The sequence below is a fragment of the Micromonospora sp. PTRAS2 genome, assembly GCF_054052245.1.
Map to the genome: position 1 here is coordinate 236181 of NZ_JBSWBU010000006.1, position 23632 is coordinate 259812.

Sequence of the window (23632 nt, forward strand, 5' to 3'; positions counted from 1 at the left end):
CCTCCTCGGGTCCGGCTGCTCATCCGCCGCCCCAGGCGTCGTCCTCCCGCAGCAGCGTGACCGCGTACCGCGTGTCCTTCCCGGCGTCGTTCGCCGGCTCCTCGCCCATGGGGTCGTCGGCGACGTCGGCCGGGCCGGCGGCGGGCCGGCGTCCGGCGCGGGCGCGCCCGGCCGCTCTGCGCTCCTCCGCCTCCGCCTCGGCCCGGGCCCGCCGTTCCGCCTCGGCCCGGGCGCGCAGCTCGGCCCGTTCCGCCGCGGTGTAGTCCGGCCCGCCGCAGCGGGGCGGCTGTTCCTCGGCGAGGGGCGTGCCCCGCCGGTCCCACCGCCAGGTGCGGACCGGTTCCGGCCGGCTACGCATCCGTCCCCCGGTCCGCCCGGTCCGGGTCGGCGGCCGGCAGGTCCGCGCCGGCCAGCCACCACCGTTCGCCCGGCGCGTCCCAGGCGCTGGTGTCCTCGGGCTCGCCGGTCGGGCGTACCACCGGCACCCGGTCCGGAGCCGGCGCGTCGTCGGCGGCCCAGCTCGTCGGGGCCTCGATCAGCAGCTCGGCGGCCTCGGGCCGCTCGGCCTTCTCGCGTTCTCCGGGCCCGGGCACCGAACCGACCGGTGCGGCCGCCCACCCCGGCCGCACCGGCGCGGCGGGGCCGCCCGGTGGGTCGACGCCGCGCTCCGGGCCGGGCACACGCTCCGGGCCGGGCACACGCTGCGGCTCGGGGTCACCCTGCAGGCCGGCGGCACGCTTCGGGCCGGGCTTGCCCTGCGGCTCGGGGTCACGCTGCGGGCCGGCGGCCCGCGACGGCACGGGCACCGGCACCGGCACCGGCACCGGCAGGTCCTGGTGCCAGCCCGGTTCGGGGTCGAGCAGTTCGGCGGCGTCCGGCCGCTCCGATGCGGCGCGCCCGTCGGGATCGGCCGGTGCGGCCGGCGGCGCCACCACCGGCGGCAGGCCGGATCCACCGGGCGGCGCGCCCTGCGGGGCGTCCGGCGCGTCGACGCCGTCCGGCACCGGAGGCTGCCACGTCTGCGGCTCGCCCTCGACCAGTCCGGAGGCGTCCGGACGGTCGGGCGCACCACCCCCCGCGCCACCGGGCGCACCCGACGGCGGCGGCAGGAACGGGGGCACGCCGCCGGTCCCCGCCGGGGCGGGCGGCAGCGGGGACGCGCCGAGCCCGCTGCCCCCGGCCTCCGTGCCGCCCGGCGAGTGCGGCACGTCGACGCCGCCCGAGAGCGGCGGGTCCCAGGTCTGCCGCTCCCCCTCGACCAGGCCGGACGCGTCCGGACGGTCGGGCGCACCACCCCCCGCGCCACCGGGCGCACCCGACGGGGGCGGCAGGAACGGGGGCGCCCCGGAGGTGCCGTCCGGCCTGCCGCCACCGGTCGCGTCGGGCGGATCCACGCCGCCGAGCACCGGCGGGGCGAGCCCACCGGGCCCGTCCACGCCGGGCGGGTCGACCGTCGGCGGAGCGTCGACGCCCGGTGCCTCGAACCCCGGGAGCCCGCCGCCGTTCTGGCCGTCCGGCACCCCGCCGCTGCGGGGCGGTGGCGTGCCGGTCGGTGCCGACGGCGTACCGCCGGGCCGGTCCACGCGCGGCGGGGGCGTGGTCACCGGCGGCGTGCCGCCGGGCGGTCGCGGGGAGCCGACCGGCAGGGGCGTCGGCGGCCTCGTCACCACCGGAGGGGACGTCACCGGCGGCCGCGTCGTCACCGGCGGCGTCACGACCGGGGCCGTCACCGTGGGCTTCGGCGGCGACGTCACCACCGGGGACCTCGACGGCGGCCTCGTCACCGGCGGCGTCACCACGGGCGCGGAGGTCGACAACGGCGGCCTCGTCACCGGCGGCGTCGCCACCGGGGGGACCGTCGCCGACGGCCGCGTCGTCACCGGCGGCGTCACCACCGGGGCCGTCAACGACGGCTTCGTCACCGGCGGCGTGACCGGCGGCGGCTTCGCGGTGGTCGTCGGCGGCTTGGTCGAGGTGGACGGCGGCGTGACGGTCGGCGGCTTCGTGGGCGAGGGTTTCGGGGGCGGCGGCTTCGTCGTCGTCGGCGGCGGCTTCGTCGTGGTGGTGGGCGGTGGCTTCGTGGTCGTCGTCGGCGGCTTGGTGGTGGTGGCCGGCGGCGTCGTCGTGGGCCTGGTCGTGGTCGTCGGCGGTGTCGTCTGGAAGTTCTGGCTCGGGGTCGGTGGGACCACCCGGCCGTACGTGAGCTGGTACTGACCGGCGAGCGTGTCCACCACCTCGAACATCTGGGCGGTCATCGGCTTGACGTACTCGGTCGAGCTGATCGCGACGAGCCCGGTGTCGGTCACCCCCGCGCCGTTCGCCTTGGCGATCTCCGCCCAGCCGACGTCGATCGTCTCCATGGCGTTCTGCGCCCAGGCGAGGTAGTTGGCGCTGTTCCAGAGCTGGTCGGGAACTGATCCGGTGCCCCCGCTGCCGCCCCCGCCGGCGATCCGTTCGGCGTTGGCCCCGAGGTAGTCGGCGAACAACTGCATCTTGGCGAGGAACGCCTCGGCGGCCACTCCCGCCCACGCCCGGTCCTCGCCCGCGATCGCGTGCGCCTGGTCGTAGATGAACGACTCCAGCCAGGACAGCAGCTCGTACGCGTACTGGAAGGCGCCGTAGGCGTCGGCGAGGGACTGCGCGTCGACGATGCCGCTGGCGATCGCCGTCTTCTCCGCCCCGGAGATGGCGGTGGCCGACACCCCGACGACCGATGCCTTCAGCTTCTTCCACTGCGGCGGGTCGCTGTTGGCCCAGTCGACGTAGTCGTTGAGATCCTTGGCGGTGGCCGCCGTGCTGCCGAAGACGGCGTCCGGATCGATGTTCGGCCGCTTCCAGTCGGCATCGGGGTCGGAGTTGTTGTCCGCCACGGTTCATCCTCGATCCATCTGAAGTACGACCGGCTGGCTACGGCCGGCTCTTCCCTACGGCTGGTCGGTGGTGCCCTCGTCGTCGCCGTCGCCACCGGTCGAGCCGCCCGGCACGCCCGAACTGTTGTTGCCGTAGTCCTTGAACATGCCGATCTTGGACCAGGTGTCCCGCATGGCGTTGTCGAACCTGGCGGCGGTCAGCTTGTTGAGGTCCTCGGCGCTCTCGTATTCCCGCAGCATGGCGCGCAGGTTCCTGGCGAGGCCGACGAGTGCCTGGTCGACCGCGTTGAGGAAGCCGATGGTGTCGCCCTTGAGGCCGTAGTTGGTGGTGGAGCCGCTGGGTCCGGTGATCACCTCCCGTAGGGCGACGGCGTGACCGAAGGTGCCCGGTTTGATGTCCAGCACCGACAGTTTCCGCACCGCCTGGGTGAGTGACCCGTCCTCGGTGATGCTCTCGATCTGTCGGCAGAAGTATTCGATGGCCGCCGAACTGATGACGACCTCGCCCCGGTCGCCCGACCTTCCGTACACGCCCGTCGGCGGCTCGAAGTCGATGGGCGGCTTGTCCGTGTAGTGACGCTCCGGGTCGTAGTCGCCGGGGTCGGGGGCCGGATTCTCGACGAGCTTCTCCCACTTGTCCTGCGGGAGGATGTGGTCCCGGTAGTAGATCCAGATGTTGGTCTCGTACTGGGTGTACTCGTTGTCCATGAAGTTGTCTGCGGCGTCCTCCCGCATACGCACCACGGTGTCGAACGCCCAGCCAGGATAGTGATCGCCGTCGAATCGGTCGAGCAGCCTCAGGCTCTTGATGGCTTCGTCGTTCGGCGTGCTGTAGTCGACCATCTGACCTCCAGAACACGATGACCAGGAATGGTGCCGGTCGGGTGGGCGTCGAGGCCGCCGTCACGCGGCAGCCCCGACGCGCGGTCACCCGCCCCGGACGTCGTTCCAGATCTTCGCCGCGTTCTGTTCGGTGGTGCCGTAGTTGTCCGCGATGCTGAGCAGCGTCTGCCGCGCCGAATCCAGCGCGACCGTCATCTGGGCGGCCGCCGCGTTCCAGGCCGCCTTCGACACCTGGTACTGCTCCTGCGCCGCGCCGGTCCATTCGGCGAGCGTCCGCTCGACGCTGCCCTCCATCTCGGCCAGCGCGGAGGTGATACGCCCGTTGATCCCGTTCATGTCGGTCAGCGTGGCGTCGGCCTGGGTGAAGCTGAAACGGTAGTTCGACATCGGTCAGATCCTTTCTCGACGGTTCGGTCAGAAGCCCGGCAGCGCCTGTGCGAAGGACGCCGCCGTGGAGGACGCCTCGTCCTCGGCGGCCGAGTAGGACCGGGTGTTGACACCCATGGTCTCCATGATGGTCAGCAGCTCGTTGATCACCTTCTGGAACGCGTTCTCCCAGGCGTCCATGGCCGCGTTGAACTGAGCCGACGCCTCACCGGTCCAGGACGCCTGGAGCATTCCCATCTGGTCGTTGACGTTGCGCAGGTGAGTGGTGAACTCCTCTGCCCGGCTGGCGAACTCCTGGGCCGCCTGCTGCATGCCCGGTTCGTTGGTCTGCACCACTGGCATCGTCACAGCGAATCTCCTCCGAACGGTCGTTCCGCGATGACGCCGCGCGGTCGGCGATCCGGTTCCGCCGGCGTCGGCGACAGTTTTGCCAATCGACCCGCCCGTCGGGAGGCTTCCGCCGACGGGACTGCCCGTTCGACGCCCCGGATTGCCTTCCGGTGCCCTGTCGGCACACTCGGGAAGATCCGCTGCCTGTTCCGCCCTCATCGGCCGTCAGCGCCTTGGCCACGGCCGCCGCCGGTCCTGTACTGGGGGCCGCGTCCGGCGAAGGAGGAGCGCGTGGAGTTCAGCGAGCGCATCGAAAGCCTGTTCCAGCGGTACCAGCAGCAACGCGACGGCCTCGGCGCCCTGCGGCGGCGGATGCGGTCGATCGCCGTCACCCGCACGTCGCCGCGGCGCGAGGTGTCCGTGACCGTGGGGCACAACGGCGTCGTCTCGGACATCTCCTTCCCCACCAACGCCTACCGCCGGCTCGCGCCGGCCGAGCTGCGCACCCTGCTCATGCAGACCATCGGGGAGGCGAGGGAGGAGGCCCAGTCGCAGGCCGCGGCGGTCATCGCGCCCCTGCTGCCGGACGGGCTGAACGCCCGGGACCTGATCAGCGGCGACGTGGACACCGACACGCTGCTGCCGCCGCAGCCACGGATGGTCAACAGCGTCCGGCAGCAGTTGGGGCTGGGGCGGGTGTCGGGATGAGCGGCGACCTCTTCGTCGACCCGGAGGGCCTGGGCCGCCTCGGGGACCAGTACCGCGGCCGGGCGGACGCGTTCCGCCAGCTCCAGGCGTACATCGAGGCCCTGCGCCACACGTACGGGACCAGTTGGGGCACCGACGACCTGGGCCAGCAGTTCGCCGAGAAGTTCGTCGCCGGGCTGCTCGCGCTGGAGAACATCGTCGGCGCGGCGGCCGACACGCTCGACTACACGGCCGACGGCCTGACCGTCTCCGGCACGACCTTCCGGGGCGCCGACGACGATGCGTACGGCGCCGGCCGCAAACTCGGGACCGTCTTCGGGAACCTCCGCCCGAACTCCGGCACCAACCCCGCCACGGACAACCGCCGCTACGAGAAGCTACGGCCGGCGCTGCTGCGTACCGTGCCGGACCGATTGGAGCCGGAACGGCTGAGGCCGGGGCTGGTCCTCACCGTGCCGGCGGGCACGCTCAGCTCCTCGGTCCTCGCCCCGGCGCTGCCGCCGGACGCCGAGGTCATGGTCGGCGGCGTGCCGGTGGGCGACCACCAGCAGGTGGTGTACTTCCGGGAGGTCGCGCCGGGCACCGTGCGGGTGGACACCAACCACTACCGCGCGATCACCCCTCTGCCGCCCGGGACGGACGTGCGGCTGGGAGGCACACCGTTCGAAGTGAAGGACGGCTACCAGCTGTTCCTGGTGGACCGCGCGCCGGCCGACGATCCGCCCGCCGGGCCCACGTACGTCGACTACCACCCCGACGGCACGTCCGAGCCGTACGGCACGGCTCAGGGATAGCGCCCGATGCCCGACCTGCACATCTCGACCGACCCGGAATGGCAGTGGGTCTACGACGCCATCCTCTACGGCGTCGGCGAGGAATACCCGGAGGCGGACCCGACCGCCCTGCGCCAGATGGGTGACGAGCTGCTCGCCTTCACCAACACCCTCAACGAGGAGGTGGCCGGGACCGCCGGCCTCGCGGGCAACATGCCCGCGCTCCTGAGCGGCGACGCGGCGCAGGCGTTCGAGCACTTCGCGCAGAGCCTCACCACGAACGTGCCGGTCGCCGGCGACATCTCCACCGCCCTCGGGCAGAGCGCCTACGACTTCGCCCTCGACGCGGAGCAGACGCAGTACAACATCGCCATCGCGATGTTCACCACGCTGTGGGACGTCTTCCTGGCCCTGTCCGGCGGAGCGAGCGCCTTCATGGTGCCGGCCCTGATCCGGACCGGCAGCGAGATCGTCAGCACCCTGATCGCGCAGTTGCGCAACCGCATCCTGCAACGCATCGCCAACCTGACGTTCGACGCCATCGGCGAGGGTTTCGAGGAGCTGTGGCAGGGCCTGGCCGCCCAGGGCCTGCAGATGGCCGAGGGCAACCGGGACAAGATCGACGGCAACGACGTGCTGCTGGACTTCCTCGCCGGCATGCTGATCGGGGCGACGGCGAGCGGCGTGATGCAGGCCGGCGCGAAGTGGTTCCCCAAGGTCGGCACCCACCGGTACGGCCAGGAGATCTTCGCCGCAGCCGGCGAGCTCCTCGGCGAGACCTTCCTCTGGGGGATCCTCGGCGGCGACTTCAACCCGGGTGCCACGGTGACCTCGTCCGTCATCACCGGCTTCACCCAGCAGTGGGCCGAGGACCTCGGCCAGCACGTCCGCCCCGGGCCGCAGTCCGGGCCCGGCGGCCACGGCCAGGGCGGAGACGGCATCGGGGACCCGGCCGGCCTGGACGGCCCGAAGACCGACCGGTCCGGCCCCGGGCAGGACCCGTGGCGGCCGGGCGACGACTCCCCGGCAGGGGAGTCCGGTGCCGAGGGGCCGGGCGGCGACCCGCCCCCGTACGAGCAGCCGCTCCCGTACGACGACGTGACCGGGGGCCCGCTGCCGGTGACGGACGGTGGGCTGCCCGGGGGACAGGGGCGCGAGCCCGGCGCGCAGCGCCCCGGCCCGCCGACGAACGTCGACGACGATCCGGAGCCGCGCTCGACCACGGGCGGCTCGACGGACCCCACCGGCCGGCGCGAACCCCCGCCCGTGACCCGGGACCCCGTCGCCGAGGCCGGGCCACGGACCCGCGACGAGACGCCGCCGACCCGAGACGGCGCGCCTGGCGACCCCGCGCCCCTGGACCCCGCGCCTGTCACCGGTCCGCCCGCCACCCACGAGTCCGTCACCCGCCCGCCCACCGGCCCGGGTGACCTGCCCGCCGGCGGGGACGCGCCGCCGCTGGACCCGCCCACCGACGGGGACACGCCGCCCGTCGACCCGCCCACCGACGGGGAGACGCCGCCCGTCGACCGGGACGGCCCCTCCCGCGGTCCCGAGCACGCGCCGCAGCGGCCCGGTGAGCAGCCGTCCACCCTCGACCCCGGGCGCGCCGACCCTGGCGAGACGCCGTCCCCGGTGGGCGACACACCCGGTCCGGCCGACCCGGAACACCGTGTCGGTGACCCGGAGCACCGCCCTGCCGGCCCCGAGAACCGTCTCGACGGCCCGGAGCACCGCTCCCCGGGCCCGGAGAGCCACTTCGGCGACCCGGAGAGCCGACCCGGCGACCCGGCGACCCGGCCCGGCGACCCGGCGACCCGACCCGGCGACCCGGAGGCGCGCCCGCACGGCCCCGGCGGCCACCTGCCCCCGCCCGTGGACACCGGCCTGCGGGGCGGCCCGCTCCCCCAGGACGCCGAGGGCGTCACCGCCGGGCCCACCGGCACCCCGCGCGGTCTCGACGGCCCGGCTCCCCTCGGCGGCCCGCCCGTGCCGACGGGCCCGGCCGACGAACGGCCCGACGGCGACGGCCTGCCCGGCGTGGTGACCCAGTTGACGCCCACCGGCCCGACCCCGCCGGGCGGCCCGGCGGCCGTGCCGGAGGCCGCCACCACCGCCACCGCGCCGGCCACGACCGCCCCGGCCACCGGCACCACCGGCCCGGCCACCGGCACCATCCGCCCGGCCACCGGCGCCGAGGGCCCGACCACCGCGCCGACCGGCCCGGCCCGCGACGGCACCACCGCACCCCCGCGCGGAGCCACCACCAGTCCGCCCCGGCGGCGCGGACACCCCCCTCGCGACGCCGACCCGCGCACCGCCACCGGCTCCGCCGCCGGCCCGCCACCGCAGGTCGCCGACAGCGTCGTCCGGCCGGTCGAGCCGCCGGTCGGGACCGCCCCGCCCGGGCCGGTCGCCCCTCCGGCCGAGGCGACCCGGTTGACCAAGCCGGCCCAGTCGACCGAGGCGACCCAGTCGAGTGCGACGGCCCGGTCCAGTGAGGCGACCCGGTCGAATGAGACGGCCCGGTCGACCGAGCCGGTGCGGGCCACCGCCGAGCCGCCCCCGCCGACCATGCCTGCGGGCGGCGAGGTCAGGCCGGCCCCGACCGACGGGCCACTGCAGGCCCCCACCGACGGGCCACCACAGGCCCCGACCGACGGGCCGCAGCCGGTCCCGGCCGGGTGGGCGCTCGTCGACCCGTACGACACGACCCACGCCGAGGCCGCCCGCTCGTTCCCCGCCCGCGACGGCGAGCTCGTCGTCTTCGCCCACGGCACCCCCGACCACCTGGTGCTCGGCGACCGGCGGGTCACGCCCGAGCAGCTCGCCGAGCTGCTCGGGGCAGACCGTCCACCGCGGATCGTCCTGATGTCCTGCGACACGGGTGCGGACGCCGACGGCTTCGCGGCCAAGCTGTCGCGGCTGCTGCCCGGCACCTCGGTCACCGCCCCCACCGGCACGGTCTGGACGACCCCCGGCGGGCACGCGTTCGTCGCGGCCACCGCCTACGGCCCCGACGGACGCCCCCGCCCGGCCGAGCCGGACGCCGACCACGGGTGGCGCACGTTCACCAGCGACGCCCCCGGCGACACCCACGTGCAGGAGGCCGGCGCCGACCTGCCGGGCACCCCGCCCCGCCCGGTCGCGGACGCGGCCGGGGACGCGGTCGCGTGGAAGGGCAACGGCCGGCCGTACGCCAACCGGCCGGTCCTGGAGACCACCGAGCACCTGATCTTCGCGACCCACCTGGAGGAGCAGCTCGGGGCATACCTGTACCGGCTACCCCGGGTGCGGCGGGCGGCGCAGGCCACCGTCGCGCGGCTCCGGGAGGTGCTGGACACCTTCGACGGTCGTCCCGGCGGCGTGTGGCGCTCGTTCATCAAGGACGACCCGACCAGCGCCGGGCAGGTGGGTGACCACCTCAGCGCCGCGCAGGTCGACGAGCTGCTGGACGACGGCAACCTGCGCGAGCTGATGACGGCCTTCTACAACGCCGCCTACTTTCACCACGCCTCGCCCGATCCGACCCTGAAGACCGTCGTCCAGGAGCTGTTCGCCGACGCGGACTGGGACCGGGCCGCGCAGCTCGGGCTGGACGTGCCGGCCCTGCAACGCCAGCACAAGCAGCTCGACACGCTCTCCGGTGCGCTGATCGGCGGGCTGGCCAAGCTGGCCGGCCGGGGGCACACCTTCGGCGAGGGCGACCCGTTCGCCCTCGGCCGCGTGGCCGGGCAGTCGGAGAAACCGCTGACCGACCTGATTGCGCTCGGCGGCAGCCAGGCCAACCGGATCGCCCGCCACGGCGACCAGGCCAACCGTGGCGGGCCCGGCAAGTTCACCCCCACCCACCTGGCTTCGCTCGGCGCGCCGCTGAGCGACCGGGAGAAGAGGTATCTCTCCGGCCGGGGACGTCGGCCCTTCACCGCCGTCGAGACGGACGGCACCGGGACGGTCCACGCCGAGCCCGACGCCTCGTGGACCGCCGAGGGTTCGCTGGGCGTCGAGATGCCCCTGCCCTGGATCGGCGGCCGGGCCGGCGTCGTGCTGGACACCGGTTCCCGGCTCGCCTCGGTCTGGTACCGCCGGACCCACCACGAGGCGGGCCTGCCGGTGACGGCCGGCATCTCCGGCACCACGGCCCGGCTCATGATGGCGTTCGAGTGGCTGAACGTGCCGGGGGTCAGCCGCGAGGACTTCCTGCTGGCCGTCATCGCGTGGATGCTCACCTTCCAGGACCACTCGCTGTACGAGATCCTGCGCGGCGCCGAGATCGTGGGCAGCGGCCCCCCGGTGTCCACCATGGCCGCCGACGAGGTGTACGAGGCGCTCGCCGCCCTCGGCGTTCCGGCCCCCGTCCTGCGCCAGGTCGGCGATCCGCAGCACCGGCTGCCGGCGGCCGCGCCCGAGGGGCTGCCTCCGGCGGTCGACCTGGCCGACACGGCGCTCCTGGAGCAGCTGCTGCCGCACGAGGCCGCCTACTTCGCCAAGGCCCGGGCCACGCACACCGCGCACGGCTACGCCGCGGTGACGTCCGACGAGTTGGACGGGTCCCTGGAGGTGGCCGACGAGTTGGCCAACGCCGCCTACGACGTGGCGACGGCCAAGCAGCTCACCCAGGAGTGGCTCAACTTCAACTCCGTGGACCCGAAGGCCCTGGCCAACCGGCTCACCCGGGCCCACCTGCTCGCCCTGCAGGTGTGGACCGGCTCCAACCACAGTCTGCTCAACGCGGTCGCCCCCGCCGGCCCGTTCACCGACCTCGCCGCCGAGCTGCTGCTGGAGCACAAGATCCGGGAGGCCGTCGACCTGCTCATCGACCTCGTCCCGGCCGAGATCCCGACCATCCTCGCCAACGACCCGGTCCTGCGTGGCCTGCACGACGACATGGCCACCGACCCCGACCGGACGCCGGAGCGGATCGCCACCGCGCGGGAGCAGGCGCAGGACCGGGGCCGGGAGATCCGGGACGCCGTCGAGGCCGAGCTACGGGCGCACTTCGACATGGTCGTCGACGCGCTGCGGCAGCTCCCCCCGGCCGACAAGGGCGTCGTGTGGCGCGCGGACTGGGCGGCCGGCGGCCTGACCAACCCGCTGGGGAAGATGTTCTCGGCCTACGGCGGGGACGACCTCACCCTCTCCGGCCTGAACAGCGCCAGCCGGGACGAGCGCGTCGCCCGGGGGATCCTGGCCAGGTACACCAACAGCGCCACCAGCCACCGGGTGCTGATCGGGATCGAGCTGGCCGGTCACGCCGGCCGGGACATCACCCCCTTCTCGGCGAAACCCACCGAGCAGGAGGTGCTCTTCCTTCCGGGCGCCCGCTTCGTCGTCACGTCCCGCGAGATCGACGAGACCGCCGGCATCGAGAAGATCATGGTGAGGGAGGTGGAGCCCGAGGGGGTCGCCCGGGAGACGCTCGTCGCCGAGGCCAAGCGGTCCGTCGCGGAGGTGTCGGGGCTCGGCGTCGCCGTCCGGAGTCTCGCCGAGACCGTTCCCGCCCTGGCCGAGCAGGTGCGGGCGCTGAAGCCGGGGTTGACCGCGGCCATCGCGAGGTTCCGTGACCTGCTCGACAGGTCCACGGCCCCGTCCGACGCCGACGGGTCGGTGCGGGAGCGGCGGAGCAGGGTGCTGGCGGCGCAGCGGACGACCGCCGACTACCAGCACACGATCGCGAGGGCCTGGGTCGCCGTACGGGACCTGGAGGACCGGGCGCAGGACCCGGGCAACGCCCGCGCGATCGTGACGGAGGCCGAGCGGATCTGGGCCGACCTGTACCAGGCCGGCGAGGACGCCCACGACATCCTCGAGGCCATGGAGCACGAGGCCCTGGCCGCCAACCGGGCCCTCGGCCAGGCGCAGCACGTCCTCTTCACCGACTTCCCCGCCACCGAGTCGGGGCCGCGCACCATCGACGAGGCCGGGCAGGCCGTGGACACCATCGAGGACGGCGTCACGCAGCTCGCCGCGGCCGAGCAGGAGTCCGCCCGGCTCACCCACGGCCTGCCCGACGACGACGGACTGCTGGTCCGGTCGGCGGCGCTGGCCCGCAACCGGGACGCCGCCACCCGGGCGATGCTGGAGGCCGAGGCGGCGCACGCCCACCTGCCGACGCAGATCCGTGGCCTGGCCGACGACCTCCGGCGGGTCGAAACGGCGGTCGCCAACGCGGAGTGGGAGATCGGCAGCGCCGACTCGGCCCTCGACGCGGTCCGGTCCCTGGCGGAGCAGATCGACGACCGGTACGGCCAGTCGCAGGAGCTGGCCCGGTTGATCGACGAACTTCTCGACGACCTCGACGTGCTGGTGTTCGACGCCGCCAACACCTTCGGGCCGGCCGCCTCGCCGCTGGAGGGCGAGCTGACCATCGGCTGGGTCACCGACCCGGTCGTCGACGAGCAGGTCCCCGCCGGACGGGTCCTGGTCACCGCAGCCGACGGGGCGAACATCGACGCCGCGCGGGCCTTCCCGGCCGACCCCGACCGGTACGTGATCTTCGCGCACGGCACGCCGCACGAGCTCGACCTCGGCGGGGGGCGGGGCCGCAGCCCGGCGGACGTGGCCCGGCTGATCAGGGACGACCCCGGGTGGCAGGGCCGGCCGATCCTGCTGATGTCGTGTCGCACCGCCGCCGACGCCGACACCGGCTTCGCCGCCGCGCTGGCCCGCCTGCTCGACGTGCCGGTGACCGCCCCGACCGGCACCGCCTGGAGCACCCCGGACGGTTCGGCGCTCGTCGCCGGCACCGTCCTCGACGCCGAGGGGCGGCCCCGGCCGGCGCAGCCGGGCCCCGACGACGGGTGGCGCACCTTCACCCCCACGGCCGACGACCTCCTCGCCGTCGACGACCTGGGACCCCGCCTCGCCGGGTCGGCTCCGCCCCACACCACCGCCTCCGCGCCGCCGCCGCACCCGGTCGCCTGGAGTCCCGACAGCCGCCCCTACGGCGCCCGGCCCATCCTCGACACCGCCGAGTACCGGGAACACGCCACCCGGTTCGAACGCGACCTCGGCGCCCACCTCTACCAGCTCCCCCACGTCCAGCACGCCGCGAAGGCCACCGTCGAACGGCTGCGTGAGGTCCTGGAGGCGTACGCGAACGACGGGCGTCCCGACGGCGTGCGCCGCTCGTTCGTCAAGGACGACCCGACCAGCGCCGGCCAGGTGGGCGACCACCTCACCGACGCGGAGGTCCGTGCGCTGCTGCGCGACGGCAACCTGCGTGAACTCATGACCGCCTTCTACAACGCGGCCTACTACAACGACGCCGGCCCCGAGGCCACCCTCAAGAAGGTCGTCCAGAGCATCGTCGCGGACCAGGACTGGACCCGGGCCGACGCGTTGGGCCTCGACAGCGCCGCGCTGCGGAAGCTGCGCCGGCAGCTGACCGGCTGGAACCGCACCGTCATGCAGGGCATCGCCGGCATCGTCGGCAAGGGCTACAACTACGCCTTCGACCCCTTCGCCCTCGGGAACATCACCGCCCTGTCGAAGAAGCCGGCCGCCGACACCACCGCCATCACCGCCAGCCAGGCGGGCCGCTCCAACCGGCTCGGCACGGCCGACTTCGCCAAGAACCTCGGCGTGCCCGGCAAGCTCACCCCACGGCAGCTCGCCGCCCTCGGCGCCGCGCTCAGCGACCGGGAACGCCGCTACCTCACCGGCCCCGGGCGCAGGGCCTTCACCGTCACCACCGCCGACGGCACCGAGCAGCGCCATGCCCAGCCGGAGAGCAGCTGGACGGACGAGGGCGCCCTCGGGGTCGAGCTGCCCCTGCCCTGGGTCGGCGGACGCGCCTGGTTCGACAACGACACCACCTCGCTGTGGTACCGCCACACCCACACCAAGACCGGCCTGCCGGTCGTCGCCGGCATCTCCGGCACCACCGCCCGGCTGCTCGCCGCCTTCGCCTGGCTCAAGGTCCCGGGCGTCGCGCCGGAGCACTTCCTGCTGGCCATCGCCGCCTGGATGCTCACCTCCGAGGACCACTCGCTGTACGAGATCCTCCGCGGCGCCGAGATCGTCGACGTCGGGCCCGTCGTGTCGGAGGCGACGAGCGCCGAGGACGTCCACCACGCCCTCGCCACGCTCGGCCTGCCGGTCACGACCCTGCGTGGCCTCGCCGACACCGGCATGCTCCCGCACGAGGCCGCCTACCAGGCCAAGGCGGAGGCACACGGCTTCAAGAGCATCACACCGGGCGACCTGGCGCGCGCCGGCAGGAGGCGGTACGAGCTGTGGCAGGCGGCGGGCCAGCCGCACCTGGCGTCGCCGGCCATGCTCGACTGGATCGCCACCAACGGGATGGACACCCGGGCGCTGACCCGGCAGCTCACCCCGGCGCACTTCACCGCGCTCCAGGCGTACACGGGCAGCAACCACAGCCTGCTCAACGCCGTCGCGCCCGCCCCCGTCGTGGGCACCGTCGCGTCGGGCCTGCTCCTCGAACGCGCGGTGCGAAGGAGCGTCGACCGCCTCGTCGAAATGGTCCTCGGCGCTGCGCCCCAGGAGATCCCCTCGGCGGTCAGCACGGACCCGGCGGTCGTCGAGCTGCTCGGGCAGTTCCAGGCCGACCCCGACAAGCACGACAAGGCCGACTCCTACCGGCAGAAGCTGCGCGACCGGGCGAGCGCCCTGGCGGCCGAGCTCGAGGCGGAGATGCGGGCGCACTTCGACATGGCCATCGAGGCCATCCAACTGCTCCCGCCCGCGACGGGCATGACGGTCTGGCGCAGTGACTGGGCCGCCGGGAAGCTGGGCGACCCGGTGTCGGGGAAACTCGGCCAGTACGGCGGCACCCAGATCACCTTCGGCACGCTCAGCAGCGCGAGCCGGCGGAGCAGGGTCGCGGAGGAGTTCCTGGCGGGCTACACCGCCGACGGCACCACCCATCCGGTGCTGCTGGAGCTGCGGCTGGACGGCCATTCGGGACGGGACATCACACCGCTGTCGGCCAAGCCCGGCGAACAGGAGGTGCTCTTCCTGCCCGGCGCCCGCTTCGAGGTGGTCAGCCGCACGACCAACGACCGCTACGAACACATCGTCGTCGAGGAGGTCACGCCGGCCGCCATCGCCCTGCACACCTTCGACACCACCGCCGAGCACGCACTGTTCGAGCTGACGGGCATCGGCCGCAGCATCGAACGGACCGTCGACGCGGTCACCGACCTGACCGACGCGGCGACCCGGACGGCGGCGCAGGTCGACCAGGCCGCCGCCGACGTCGGCCCGCCGCACCGGCGGGTGGCCGACCTCGCCCGGCAGGCCCTGACCACCCTCGGCGAGGCGAAGGCACTCGACGAGCAGGCCGGACGGGACCGGCAGGCCGCGCTGACCGTTGGCGAGCGGGCCCTCGCGGAGATCGCGCCCCTGGTCACCGACCGGCCGACGCCGGCGGCGCAGCGGGCCAGGCAACGGCGGGACGCGTTGACCCAGGCGCTGCGGGGCGCGATCGCCGCCCGGTCCGCCGCCCAGCAGGCCCTGCAAGGCGCCCTGCACGCCACCCAGCAGCTCGACCTGCTCGACCGGGCGGCCCGCCAAGCGGCCGACGTCGCGTCGCGGGCCGCCGCCTACACCGACGGCGTCGCCCGGCACGCCCGCCAGGCGGAGGCCACGGCACAGGCCAGCGCCACCACGATCGCCACCGCCATCGCCGCCGCCTCCGATCTGGCGAAGCAGGCCGCCGACGGGACGGCAGCCGACCCGAGGACCACCGCGCTGCTGCTGGCCCGGCACCGGGACTCGGCCGGCAACGCGGCGGCGGACGCCGAGTCGGCCCGGTCCACCACGGAGGCCGGGATGGCCGACGCCCCCCGCGCCCTCGCCGACGCCACCCGGGCCCTCGCCGAGGCGACGTCCCACGCCGGCACGGCCGAGCAGTACCGCGGTCGGCTCGACGCCGAACGTCGACACGTCGAGCACCACGCGAGCGAGGTCGCGCGCCTGAACGCACTCGTCGTGCAGGCCGCGGCGGACGCGGTCGACGCGGCCGAGATCGCCGGCATCGAGGACATGGCCGCCCTCGACGTCGCCCTCACCGACCTGAGCGCCGAGGTCACGGCCGCGTCGGCCGAGGCGGGCCGGCTCACCGGGGAGTCGCGGTCGCACCGCCGCACGGCGGATCTCGACCGGGCGGCGACGGCCGGGATCGCCGCCGCCGAGGCCGCCGACGGGCAGGCGCGCACGGCGTACGACGACGCCCGCGCGGCCGTCGAGCTGGCGGCAGCGAAGGTCACCGAACTCGCCGGCAAGGTGCCCGCCGCCAGGCTCCAGCCGGCGAGGGACGCCCAGTCGGCCGCGCAGGACGCCCTCAGCCGGGCCGAGGAGGCGCTGGCCACCGCCGCCGGGTCGCTCGACGGGGCCCGGGAGACGGCCGAGCGCCTGCACGCGTACGCCGCGTCGGTCCACCCGGCCGTCGCGCAGCTCGACCGGGCCGCGAAGGACGTCAGCGAGGCGACCGCCGAGGTCGCCAGGGCGCAGGCCGCGGCCCGGGACGGCGCGGCCCGGATCGCCGCCGCCGAACCCCACTCGGCCGCCGCCCGCCTGGCCGCCCGCGAGGCATGGGCGGCGTACGCCGCGGCGAAGTCGGCCCACGGCCGGGCCCGGGCCGCGCTCACCGCTGCCGCCGACGGCCTCGCGCGGGCGGACGCGGCGGCGGGCAGCCCCGAGCAGTGGTCGGCCGCCCTCGACACGGCCCTGCCTGAGGTCACCCGGCAGCAGCGCAGCGCGACCCTGCGCGCCGGGGAGACGACCGAATTGGCGACCAAGGTGACCACGGCCGCGCAGCAGGCGGCCCGGGAGCCCGTGCCGTGGGCGCGGAGGGACGCGCCCGGCGACGTGGTCGACCTGTCCGTGCCCGCCGGACGGGTGCTGGTGCCGGGGTCGGACCGGGCCAACCTCGACGCCGCCCGCGCCTTCGCGCCCGACCCCGACCGGTACGTCGTCTTCGCCCACGGCACGCCCGAGCACCTCGTCGTCGGCGACCGCCGGATCACGCCCGCGCAACTCGCGCGGATGATCCAGGACGACCCCGCCTGGGGTGGCCGGCCGGTCGTCCTGATGGCGTGCGACACGGCCGCGTCGCCGGCCGGGGCGGCACCGTCGGCGAGCTTCGCCGAAACGCTGGCGGGCCTGCTGCCGGGGACGCCCGTCACCGCGCCGAACGGCACGGCGTGGCTGGCCGGGGACGGTCAGGCGTTCGTGGCGGGCACCGACTACGACGCCGACGGACGTCCCCGGCCGGCCCCCAGCACGGAGGCCGACCAGTGGCGGACCCTGACGGTGGATCCGGACACCGGTCAGGTCGACTCCCGTCCCGACGGGGCACGCCTGGGCGGGGCGGCGCACCCGGCGGTGGCCGGGCCGGTCAGCTGGGCGCCGTCACCGCCGCCGCCGTCCTGGGAGCAGCAGGCGTGGCAGGCCTTCCAGGACCTGCAGGAGGCCCGGGGCTCGGAGCGGCAGGCGGAGCGGGAGCAGCAGCTCCAGGCCCTCGCCGGCACCCCGGAGCAGCAACAGAAGCTGCTGCTCATGGTGAGCGACCACGTGATCGAGACGACGAAGCGGCACCTCTACCGTGGCTCGGCGAACCAGGTCGACCACGTGGCCCGCACCGGCGGGCTGACCCACGAGTATCTCGGCAAGGTCCGCAGCGGCGACTACTTCACCCCGGACCAGGATCCGGCCGTGCGCCTGGCCCAGCAGGGCGTGGTCGCCACGCACCTGCACACCGGCAACTGCGGCGAGAACGCCGCGCTGGCGTTCTCGCTGCTCTGGCAGCTGCTGCCCGGGGTCCGGCTGACCCAGATCAACCACAGCCTCGACCACGCGTTCGTGGTCATCGGCGACCCCGACAGCGCCGACGCGGTGATCTGCGACCCCTGGCCGGTCCAGGCCACCGCGACGACCCGCCGCGACTACTTCATGTCCAACTACGACGGTCAGGACAACTTCACGGCGGTCTCCGACGGCACGGACCTGCTGGCCCGCGCCGCGTCCACCGTCGACCTGGAGGCCCTGGGCGCGGTCATGGACATGGAACGGCCCAGCGTCGGACTCGACGAACTCACCAGCCAGTTCGGCGACACCCTTCCGCGGGGCCTGTACCGGCACCTGCACACCACCGCCAACCCGCCCCCGCCCGTGGCGGCGGCCACCGGGCCCGGCGACGGCGACACCGGGGGCGGCGGCCGGGCCGATGCGGAGTCGGAGTCCGACGGCGGGGCCGACGCCATGGACACCGAGGACCTCGACGACGCCGCCTCGGACGACGACGCGACGACCGACGATGCCATGGACGACGCGATGGACGAGGCCCCGGACCCGGCCGACTCGGACGACGACGAGGGGGCCGACGCCGGCGACGACATGGAGCTGGACGACGGCGACGGCGACGGCGACGGCGACGGGATGGACGTGGACGCGCCCGCCGCCGTCCGGTTCGCCCAGCCGCCGACCGCCGCCGGTCCGGGCCCGATCGTGTCCACACCCGTGCCCGCCGGCCTCGTCTGGCTGCCGGCCGCCGACACCGCCAACCTGGACCTCGCCGCCAGCCACCCGCACACCTCGGGCCGGTACCTCGTCTTCGCCCACGGCACCCCCACCCACCTCGCCGCCGCCGACGCCACGCTGACCGCCGCCGAGCTCGCCGCCCTCGTCCGCGCCGACCCGGCCTGGCGTCCCGGGCAGGCCGTCACCCTCGTCAGCTGCGACACCGCCGCCCGACCCGACGGGTTCGCCACCCAGCTCGCCCACCACCTCGGCGTGCCCGTCACCGCGCCCACCCACGCCGCCTGGACCACGCCCGACCACCACACCTTCACGGCACCCACCGTCTACACCGCGGACGGCCGCCCCCGACCCGGTGCCGCCGGCACCGCCGTCTGGCACCACATCACCCCCGGCGCCGGGGCCACCACCAGCGTCGGACCCCACCTCGACCAGCCGACGACGGCGCCCGGCCCGGTGGCGGTGCCGTGGGGCCCGGCCACGGCACCGGTGGCCCCGCGACCGGTGCCGGCCGGGCTGCTGCTCGCCGACCCGGACGACACCGCCGCCCTCGACGCCGCGCGACGCTTCCCCGCCCGCGACGGCACGTTCGTCGTCTTCGCCGACGGCGACGCCGGCGGGATCGTCGTCGGCGACACGCCGCTGTCACCCACGCAGCTCGCGGACGCGATCCGCGCGGACCCACGCTGGACGGGGCGGCCGGTGCTGCTCCTCGCCGGGCGCACGGCGGCCGGGTCGGGCTTCGCCGAGCAGCTCGCCCGGCTGCTGCCCGGCACACCCGTCACCGCCCCGGAGGGTACGGCGTGGACCACGTCGGACGGCCGGGCGTTCGTCGCGCCCACCCGGCGCGACGGCGGCCGGGGCCGACCGGCGGAGCCCACCACCGCCGACCGGTGGAGGACGTTCACCGTGGACCCGGCGACGGGCCTGACGAGTGAGGAGTTCCTCGCCGCCGCGCTGCTCCCGGCGCGCCCCGACGCCGTGCCGGCCGGCGGGGAGGACCCGGTCTCCTGGGACGTGTCGGCGGCCGGACCGGGCACGCCGGACCCCACCGGCGACACCGACCTGGGCATCGGCGACACCGAGAACATCGTGCTCACGGACAGCTCGGGGAAGGTGGTCGCCGTCGTCTTCCCCGTTCAGCCCCGCGACCGCGAGCACATGCCCGAGAGCGTGCTGGGGATCGATCAGGACGGCGATCTGGGGTCCTACACGCAGACCACCAGCCTCCAACCGGACAGCGAGGAGCAGGAGCTGCCGATGCCCTTCGGCGGCCGTCGGGCGTTCGACGGACGGGAACCGGTGTACGTCTACACCCAGGGAAACCCGACGAGGTTCGCGGTGGCGTTGCGCGGCGGCGGCACCAGACTGCTCACGGGCGGGGACTTCGCCGCCCTCGTCCGGCAGACCGGCGCGTTGCGGCGGGCGCGTTCCGGGGCGCTGGCGCCGATCCTGTTCCTGACGCCCTCCAGCGCCCGCTACCCGGGCCCGGGCGGTGCCGCGCACGACTTCTTCCGGCAGGTGCAGGAGTGGGGACATCTCGGCGAGGCGTACGGGCCGACCCAGCGGCTGGTGCCGTCCATCTTCGAGAAGAACAAGATCACTGTCTCCGACATGGGGATGTTCGTGCAGATCCCCCAGTCGCCGGGCGACCTCACACCGGCGCCGCCGACGGCACCGGCCGTGCCCCTGGCCGTCACCGCGCCGACCGCCGCGGACCAGCCGACCAGGCGGGGACAGCCCCTGACCATCGACGACGTCGAACACGTCGTCGTGCGCAAGGCGGACCGGGTCGTCGGCATCGTCTTCCCGATCAAGGGCAGCACCAGGATCTGGTACGAGTTCCAGGATGTCGCCGAGGACGACCCGCTGGACCACTACGCCCAGACCAGTGACGGCGACCCCGACAGTTTCCAGCAGGAGCTGCCAACCCCGTTCGGCGGTCGCGCGGGGCTCGGCCAGCGGCAACTGTTCTACATCAGCGCCCACGCCGAACCGGCGAGCTTCCTCGTCCGGCTGGCGGCCAGCGGCGCGCACCGCAAGCTCAGGGGCAACGAGCTGGCGTTCCTGGTGTGGCAGTCCGGCGCCCTCCTCCAGGCGCCCTCCGGCAGGCAGGCGCCGCTGCTGTTCGTGTCGTGCAGCGGCGCCCGCTATCCCGGGCCGGGTGGCGCGGTGTACGAGTTCGTGCGCAGCGTCCAGGCGTGGGGACACGACGGCGAGGCGTACGGCGGCACGCAGACCACGTGGGTGTCGCTCACCGACAAGCACAAGATCACCGTGTCCGACATGGGGACGCTCGTGGCGTTCCCCGGCTCCGGCCGGCCGGCCGGTGGGCCGCCGCCCTGACGCGGCCGCCCGGCCGGGGCGGCCCGCCCGGCCGGGGCGCGGTGCGGTCGGGCAGTCCACCGCGCTGCCGGGGCAACGATGCGCGGGCACGGCTCGCGGGACGCCGCGCCGCCGTAGGTTGGGGCGCAACGACAGGACGGGAGGCGGGCGATGACCGAACCGACGACGCTCGGGCGTTACCACGAACTGCTGCTCAGGCTGGCCGGACGGGTGTCGGACGTGGTCGTCACGGGGGCCCGGCAACGGCTGTCCGAGGGGCGCGTCGAGGACGTGGCCCGGGCGCTGCGCGCCGCGGTCGGGTCGGGCCGGCTGACCGTCGACGCCGCCGAGGCGGCGCTGCTGGCCGCCGCCCTGCCGGACGTCGACGATCCCGCCCCGCGCGACGCCGGGCGGGCGGCTGCCCTGCCGGCGTACGCCTTCGCGCCGCTGCTGCCCGGGGCTTCCGCCACGATGGTGCCGGTGGTGCTGGACCTCACGTCGACCGTGGCCGCCGACGGTGGCCCGGACGCGGCAGCCGTCGCCGTGGCGGCCGCCGCGCCGGGGGCCGTCGGCCTGTGGCGGGCGTGGCGGGCGCCCAACGCCACGAACCCGGGCCGGCCGGCGCCGGTCTACCTGCTGGAGACCACGGCCGATCCCGAGGGGCAGCCCGGCATCGCCGCCGCCGTGCAGGGCGCGCTGTGGTCCGCCGGGGTCGAACACCCGCAGGTCGAGGTGTACGGTCCGGCGACCGCGCTGCCGCCGTACCAACGGCTCGCGCGCGGCCGTTCCGCGCTGCTGTGGGCCGCGCGGCCCGCCGGCCCGGTCACGATCGCCCGGGTCTTCGACCGGGTCGACCCGGTCGCCGGGCCGCGCTTCGACCCCGGCCACGAGGTGCTGCCGGCCGGCCCGGAGCGGGACCGCGTCCTGTCCTACCTGCGCGCCGGGCACGTGCTGATGGCGACGACCGCCGGCGCACCCGACGTCGTCGAGCCGCGGCGCGGCGACGTGGTGCCGATGAGCTACCGCACCGACGGGGCCTGGATCTGGACCGACACCGTGGCGTACTACCTGGAGAGTCACGGCCTGAGCCCCGACGTCGAGCTGATGGCGCACCTACGGTCGGCCGGTGACCGTCCCGTCGTCGACTCGGTGGCCGCGCACCGCGCGATGGTGGCGCTGACCGCTCCCGTCGAACAGCCGCCCGCCTGGACCGTCGCCGCGGCTCCGGCCCGGTGAGGCCCGGTGCCCCCGACCCGAGAGGCCGCCGAGATGCAGCCTGAGCTGCCGCACGACGCCGCGCACTACTTCCTCCTGATGGACCCGGCCTGGGAGCCGGAGCCGGGCGAGGAGGTGCCGCCGCTGGAGGTGGTCGTCGGCGGGTGGCCGGTGACCGACGGCGGCGACATCGGGGCGTTCCGGGCGAACCCCGGTTACGTGCCGAGCGACGAGAACGCCCCGACGGATCCGCTGGACGCCGTGCTGCGGCTCGTCATGTCCCACCGGGCCGACGCGGAACAGTTGCAGCTCGTCCTCCGCGACTCGGCCCTCGACATCGGCATGGACGGCGACGGGCGGCCCCTGGTCGCCCGGTCCCCCGACGGCGTGCCCTGCGTGGTGGTGGCGACCGGGCCCGCGCACCGGGCCCGCAGCGCGCCGCCGGCGTGGCGGCGCGGGGACCTCGACGACCTGGTGACCCTGCTGGTCGACGGCGTCGACGTGCTGGTCAACCCGGGTGGCCCGGCCGCCACCCGGCTGACCGGCGAGTTCGTCCGCGAGACGGTGCTGATGACCGACGCGGAGGTGAGCGCCGCTGCCGGGCGCTGCCTGCGCGCCGACGACCGCGTCGCCGTCGTCCGGTGGGACACTCCCCCGGCCGACGGCGACGCGGCCCGCCCCGGCGACGGCGCTCAGCCGGCCGCGCCGACGCCCACCGGGGCCTCCGACGACGGCTCCACGCCCGAGCGGCACTCGGGTGAGCTGGTGCCCGACCGGAACCCGATCCCCGCGTACCGTTCGTAGTCGGCGACCGTGCGCGCCGGGCCGCACCCCCACGGGCCCGGCGTCGCGTTGCGCAGCATCGTCACGACCCGGCGGCGGCTCGCCCGGTCCCGCGCCCACCAGGGCTTGCCCGCCCCGGGCTCGGTGTGGTCGGTCCAGTGCTTCGCGTCCTCCTGCCGCAGGTAGTAGTGCCAGGCCAGCAGGTCCGGCAGGTGGAACAGGTCGTAACCCCAGGTGTACGCGCGGACGGTCAGGCTGATCTCCTCGCCCATGAAGTAGACCCGCGGGTCGTACGGGACCTCGGTGACGAACGACCCGGGCGCGAAGAGGAAGTGCGCCGAGACGAACCGCGCCCGGGGTGGGCCCGCGAGCTGCTGCCAGCCGTCGATGGCCCGCTGGCCGAACAGCGGGATGCCGTCGTCGGTGAAGCTCTCGCACACCATCACGGTCGGCTCGCCCGTGCCGTCGCAGTCGGTGCCCGGCTCGTAGGCCGGCAGGTACGACGTGACGATCGGCTTCGCCGCGCCGGTGGCCGCCGCGTGCCGCAGCACCCTGCTGTCCCAGCCCGGCGCGAACCGGGTGTGACTGTCGATCTGGAGGAAGTGGTCCTCGCCGTCGTAGAGCCGCATGACCTCGGCGCGGGCCCAGCAGGCGCCCCGGCTCTCGGCCGCGTCGAACTCCACGATCCTGATCCGCGCGTCGCCGCGCAGCGCGGAGATGTCCTCTCCGTCGGCGTGCTGCCAGTTGACCCCGATGCGGAGGCTGTCGGGCCGGTCGGCCTTGGCCAGGCAGTCCTGGACCGTGGCGACGAGCTCCGGGTCGCGGTACGAGGCCACGGACACGAAGATCGTCCTGTTGGTGGCCGGTTCGGTCATTCCTGCTCCCTGGTTGGTC

11 protein-coding genes are annotated in these 23632 nt (G+C 75.1%); 5 read left to right on the forward strand and 6 right to left on the reverse strand.

Annotated elements, in window-relative coordinates; genetic code table 11:
* Positions 1–19 precede the first annotated feature (19 nt).
* From ACVMYR_RS20865 to ACVMYR_RS20885, 5 genes are all read right to left on the reverse strand, one after another.
* Positions 20–358: a hypothetical protein gene (locus ACVMYR_RS20865; protein WP_077937382.1), complete on the reverse strand. Its 339-nt coding sequence runs from the start codon at positions 356–358 to the stop codon at positions 20–22.
* On the reverse strand, positions 351–2870 hold the full coding sequence (locus ACVMYR_RS20870) for a hypothetical protein (protein ID WP_457122479.1): 2520 nt from the start codon (positions 2868–2870) through the stop codon (positions 351–353). The genes ACVMYR_RS20865 and ACVMYR_RS20870 overlap by 8 nt, the downstream gene beginning before the upstream one ends.
* A gap of 54 nt (positions 2871–2924) precedes the next feature.
* Positions 2925–3713, reverse strand: coding sequence for a hypothetical protein (locus tag ACVMYR_RS20875; RefSeq protein WP_077937379.1), 789 nt, complete (start codon positions 3711–3713; stop codon positions 2925–2927).
* Between the two features lie 84 nt (positions 3714–3797).
* Positions 3798–4100: a WXG100 family type VII secretion target gene (locus ACVMYR_RS20880; protein ID WP_074478818.1), complete on the reverse strand. Its 303-nt coding sequence runs from the start codon at positions 4098–4100 to the stop codon at positions 3798–3800.
* A gap of 27 nt (positions 4101–4127) precedes the next feature.
* Positions 4128–4448: a WXG100 family type VII secretion target gene (locus ACVMYR_RS20885; protein ID WP_074478817.1), complete on the reverse strand. Its 321-nt coding sequence runs from the start codon at positions 4446–4448 to the stop codon at positions 4128–4130.
* Between the two features lie 273 nt (positions 4449–4721).
* On the opposite strand from ACVMYR_RS20885, the gene ACVMYR_RS20890 reads away from it, so the two are divergent.
* The 5 genes from ACVMYR_RS20890 (at position 4722) to ACVMYR_RS20910 (ending at position 22759) form a co-directional block, all read left to right on the forward strand.
* Positions 4722–5138, forward strand: coding sequence for a YbaB/EbfC family nucleoid-associated protein (locus ACVMYR_RS20890; protein ID WP_091281714.1), 417 nt, complete (start codon positions 4722–4724; stop codon positions 5136–5138).
* On the forward strand, positions 5135–5932 hold the full coding sequence (locus ACVMYR_RS20895; RefSeq protein WP_457122480.1) for a hypothetical protein: 798 nt from the start codon (positions 5135–5137) through the stop codon (positions 5930–5932). Before ACVMYR_RS20890 ends, ACVMYR_RS20895 begins: the two co-directional genes overlap by 4 nt.
* 6 nt (positions 5933–5938) lie before the next feature.
* Positions 5939–20761 carry a hypothetical protein gene (locus ACVMYR_RS20900; RefSeq protein ID WP_457122481.1) on the forward strand — a complete coding sequence of 4941 codons (14823 nt, stop codon included), beginning with the start codon at positions 5939–5941 and terminating at the stop codon, positions 20759–20761.
* A 150-nt stretch (positions 20762–20911) separates the two neighbouring features.
* Positions 20912–21976, forward strand: a complete 1065-nt coding sequence (locus ACVMYR_RS20905) for a hypothetical protein (RefSeq protein WP_457122482.1) — start codon at positions 20912–20914, stop codon at positions 21974–21976.
* A gap of 6 nt (positions 21977–21982) precedes the next feature.
* Entirely contained in the window at positions 21983–22759 is a 777-nt protein-coding gene (locus ACVMYR_RS20910; RefSeq protein WP_457122483.1) for a type VII secretion system-associated protein, read from the forward strand.
* On the opposite strand, the gene ACVMYR_RS20915 is transcribed toward ACVMYR_RS20910, so the two are convergent.
* Positions 22648–23613 carry a GlcNAc-transferase family protein gene (locus tag ACVMYR_RS20915; RefSeq protein WP_457122484.1) on the reverse strand — a complete coding sequence of 322 codons (966 nt, stop codon included), beginning with the start codon at positions 23611–23613 and terminating at the stop codon, positions 22648–22650. The genes ACVMYR_RS20910 and ACVMYR_RS20915 overlap by 112 nt on opposite strands.
* Positions 23614–23632: the final 19 nt, after the last annotated feature.

Bases quoted from the DNA above. Each gene is read 5' to 3' on its own strand.
- ACVMYR_RS20865 (WP_077937382.1), bottom strand. From the start codon at position 358: ATGCGTAGCCGGCCGGAACCGGTCCGCACCTGGCGGTGGGACCGGCGG.
- ACVMYR_RS20875 (WP_077937379.1), bottom strand. From the start codon at position 3,713: ATGGTCGACTACAGCACGCCGAACGACGAAGCCATCAAGAGCCTGAGG.
- ACVMYR_RS20880 (WP_074478818.1), bottom strand. From the start codon at position 4,100: ATGTCGAACTACCGTTTCAGCTTCACCCAGGCCGACGCCACGCTGACC.
- ACVMYR_RS20895 (WP_457122480.1), top strand. From the start codon at position 5,135: ATGAGCGGCGACCTCTTCGTCGACCCGGAGGGCCTGGGCCGCCTCGGG.
- ACVMYR_RS20900 (WP_457122481.1), top strand. From the start codon at position 5,939: ATGCCCGACCTGCACATCTCGACCGACCCGGAATGGCAGTGGGTCTAC.
- ACVMYR_RS20905 (WP_457122482.1), top strand. From the start codon at position 20,912: ATGACCGAACCGACGACGCTCGGGCGTTACCACGAACTGCTGCTCAGG.
- ACVMYR_RS20915 (WP_457122484.1), bottom strand. From the start codon at position 23,613: ATGACCGAACCGGCCACCAACAGGACGATCTTCGTGTCCGTGGCCTCG.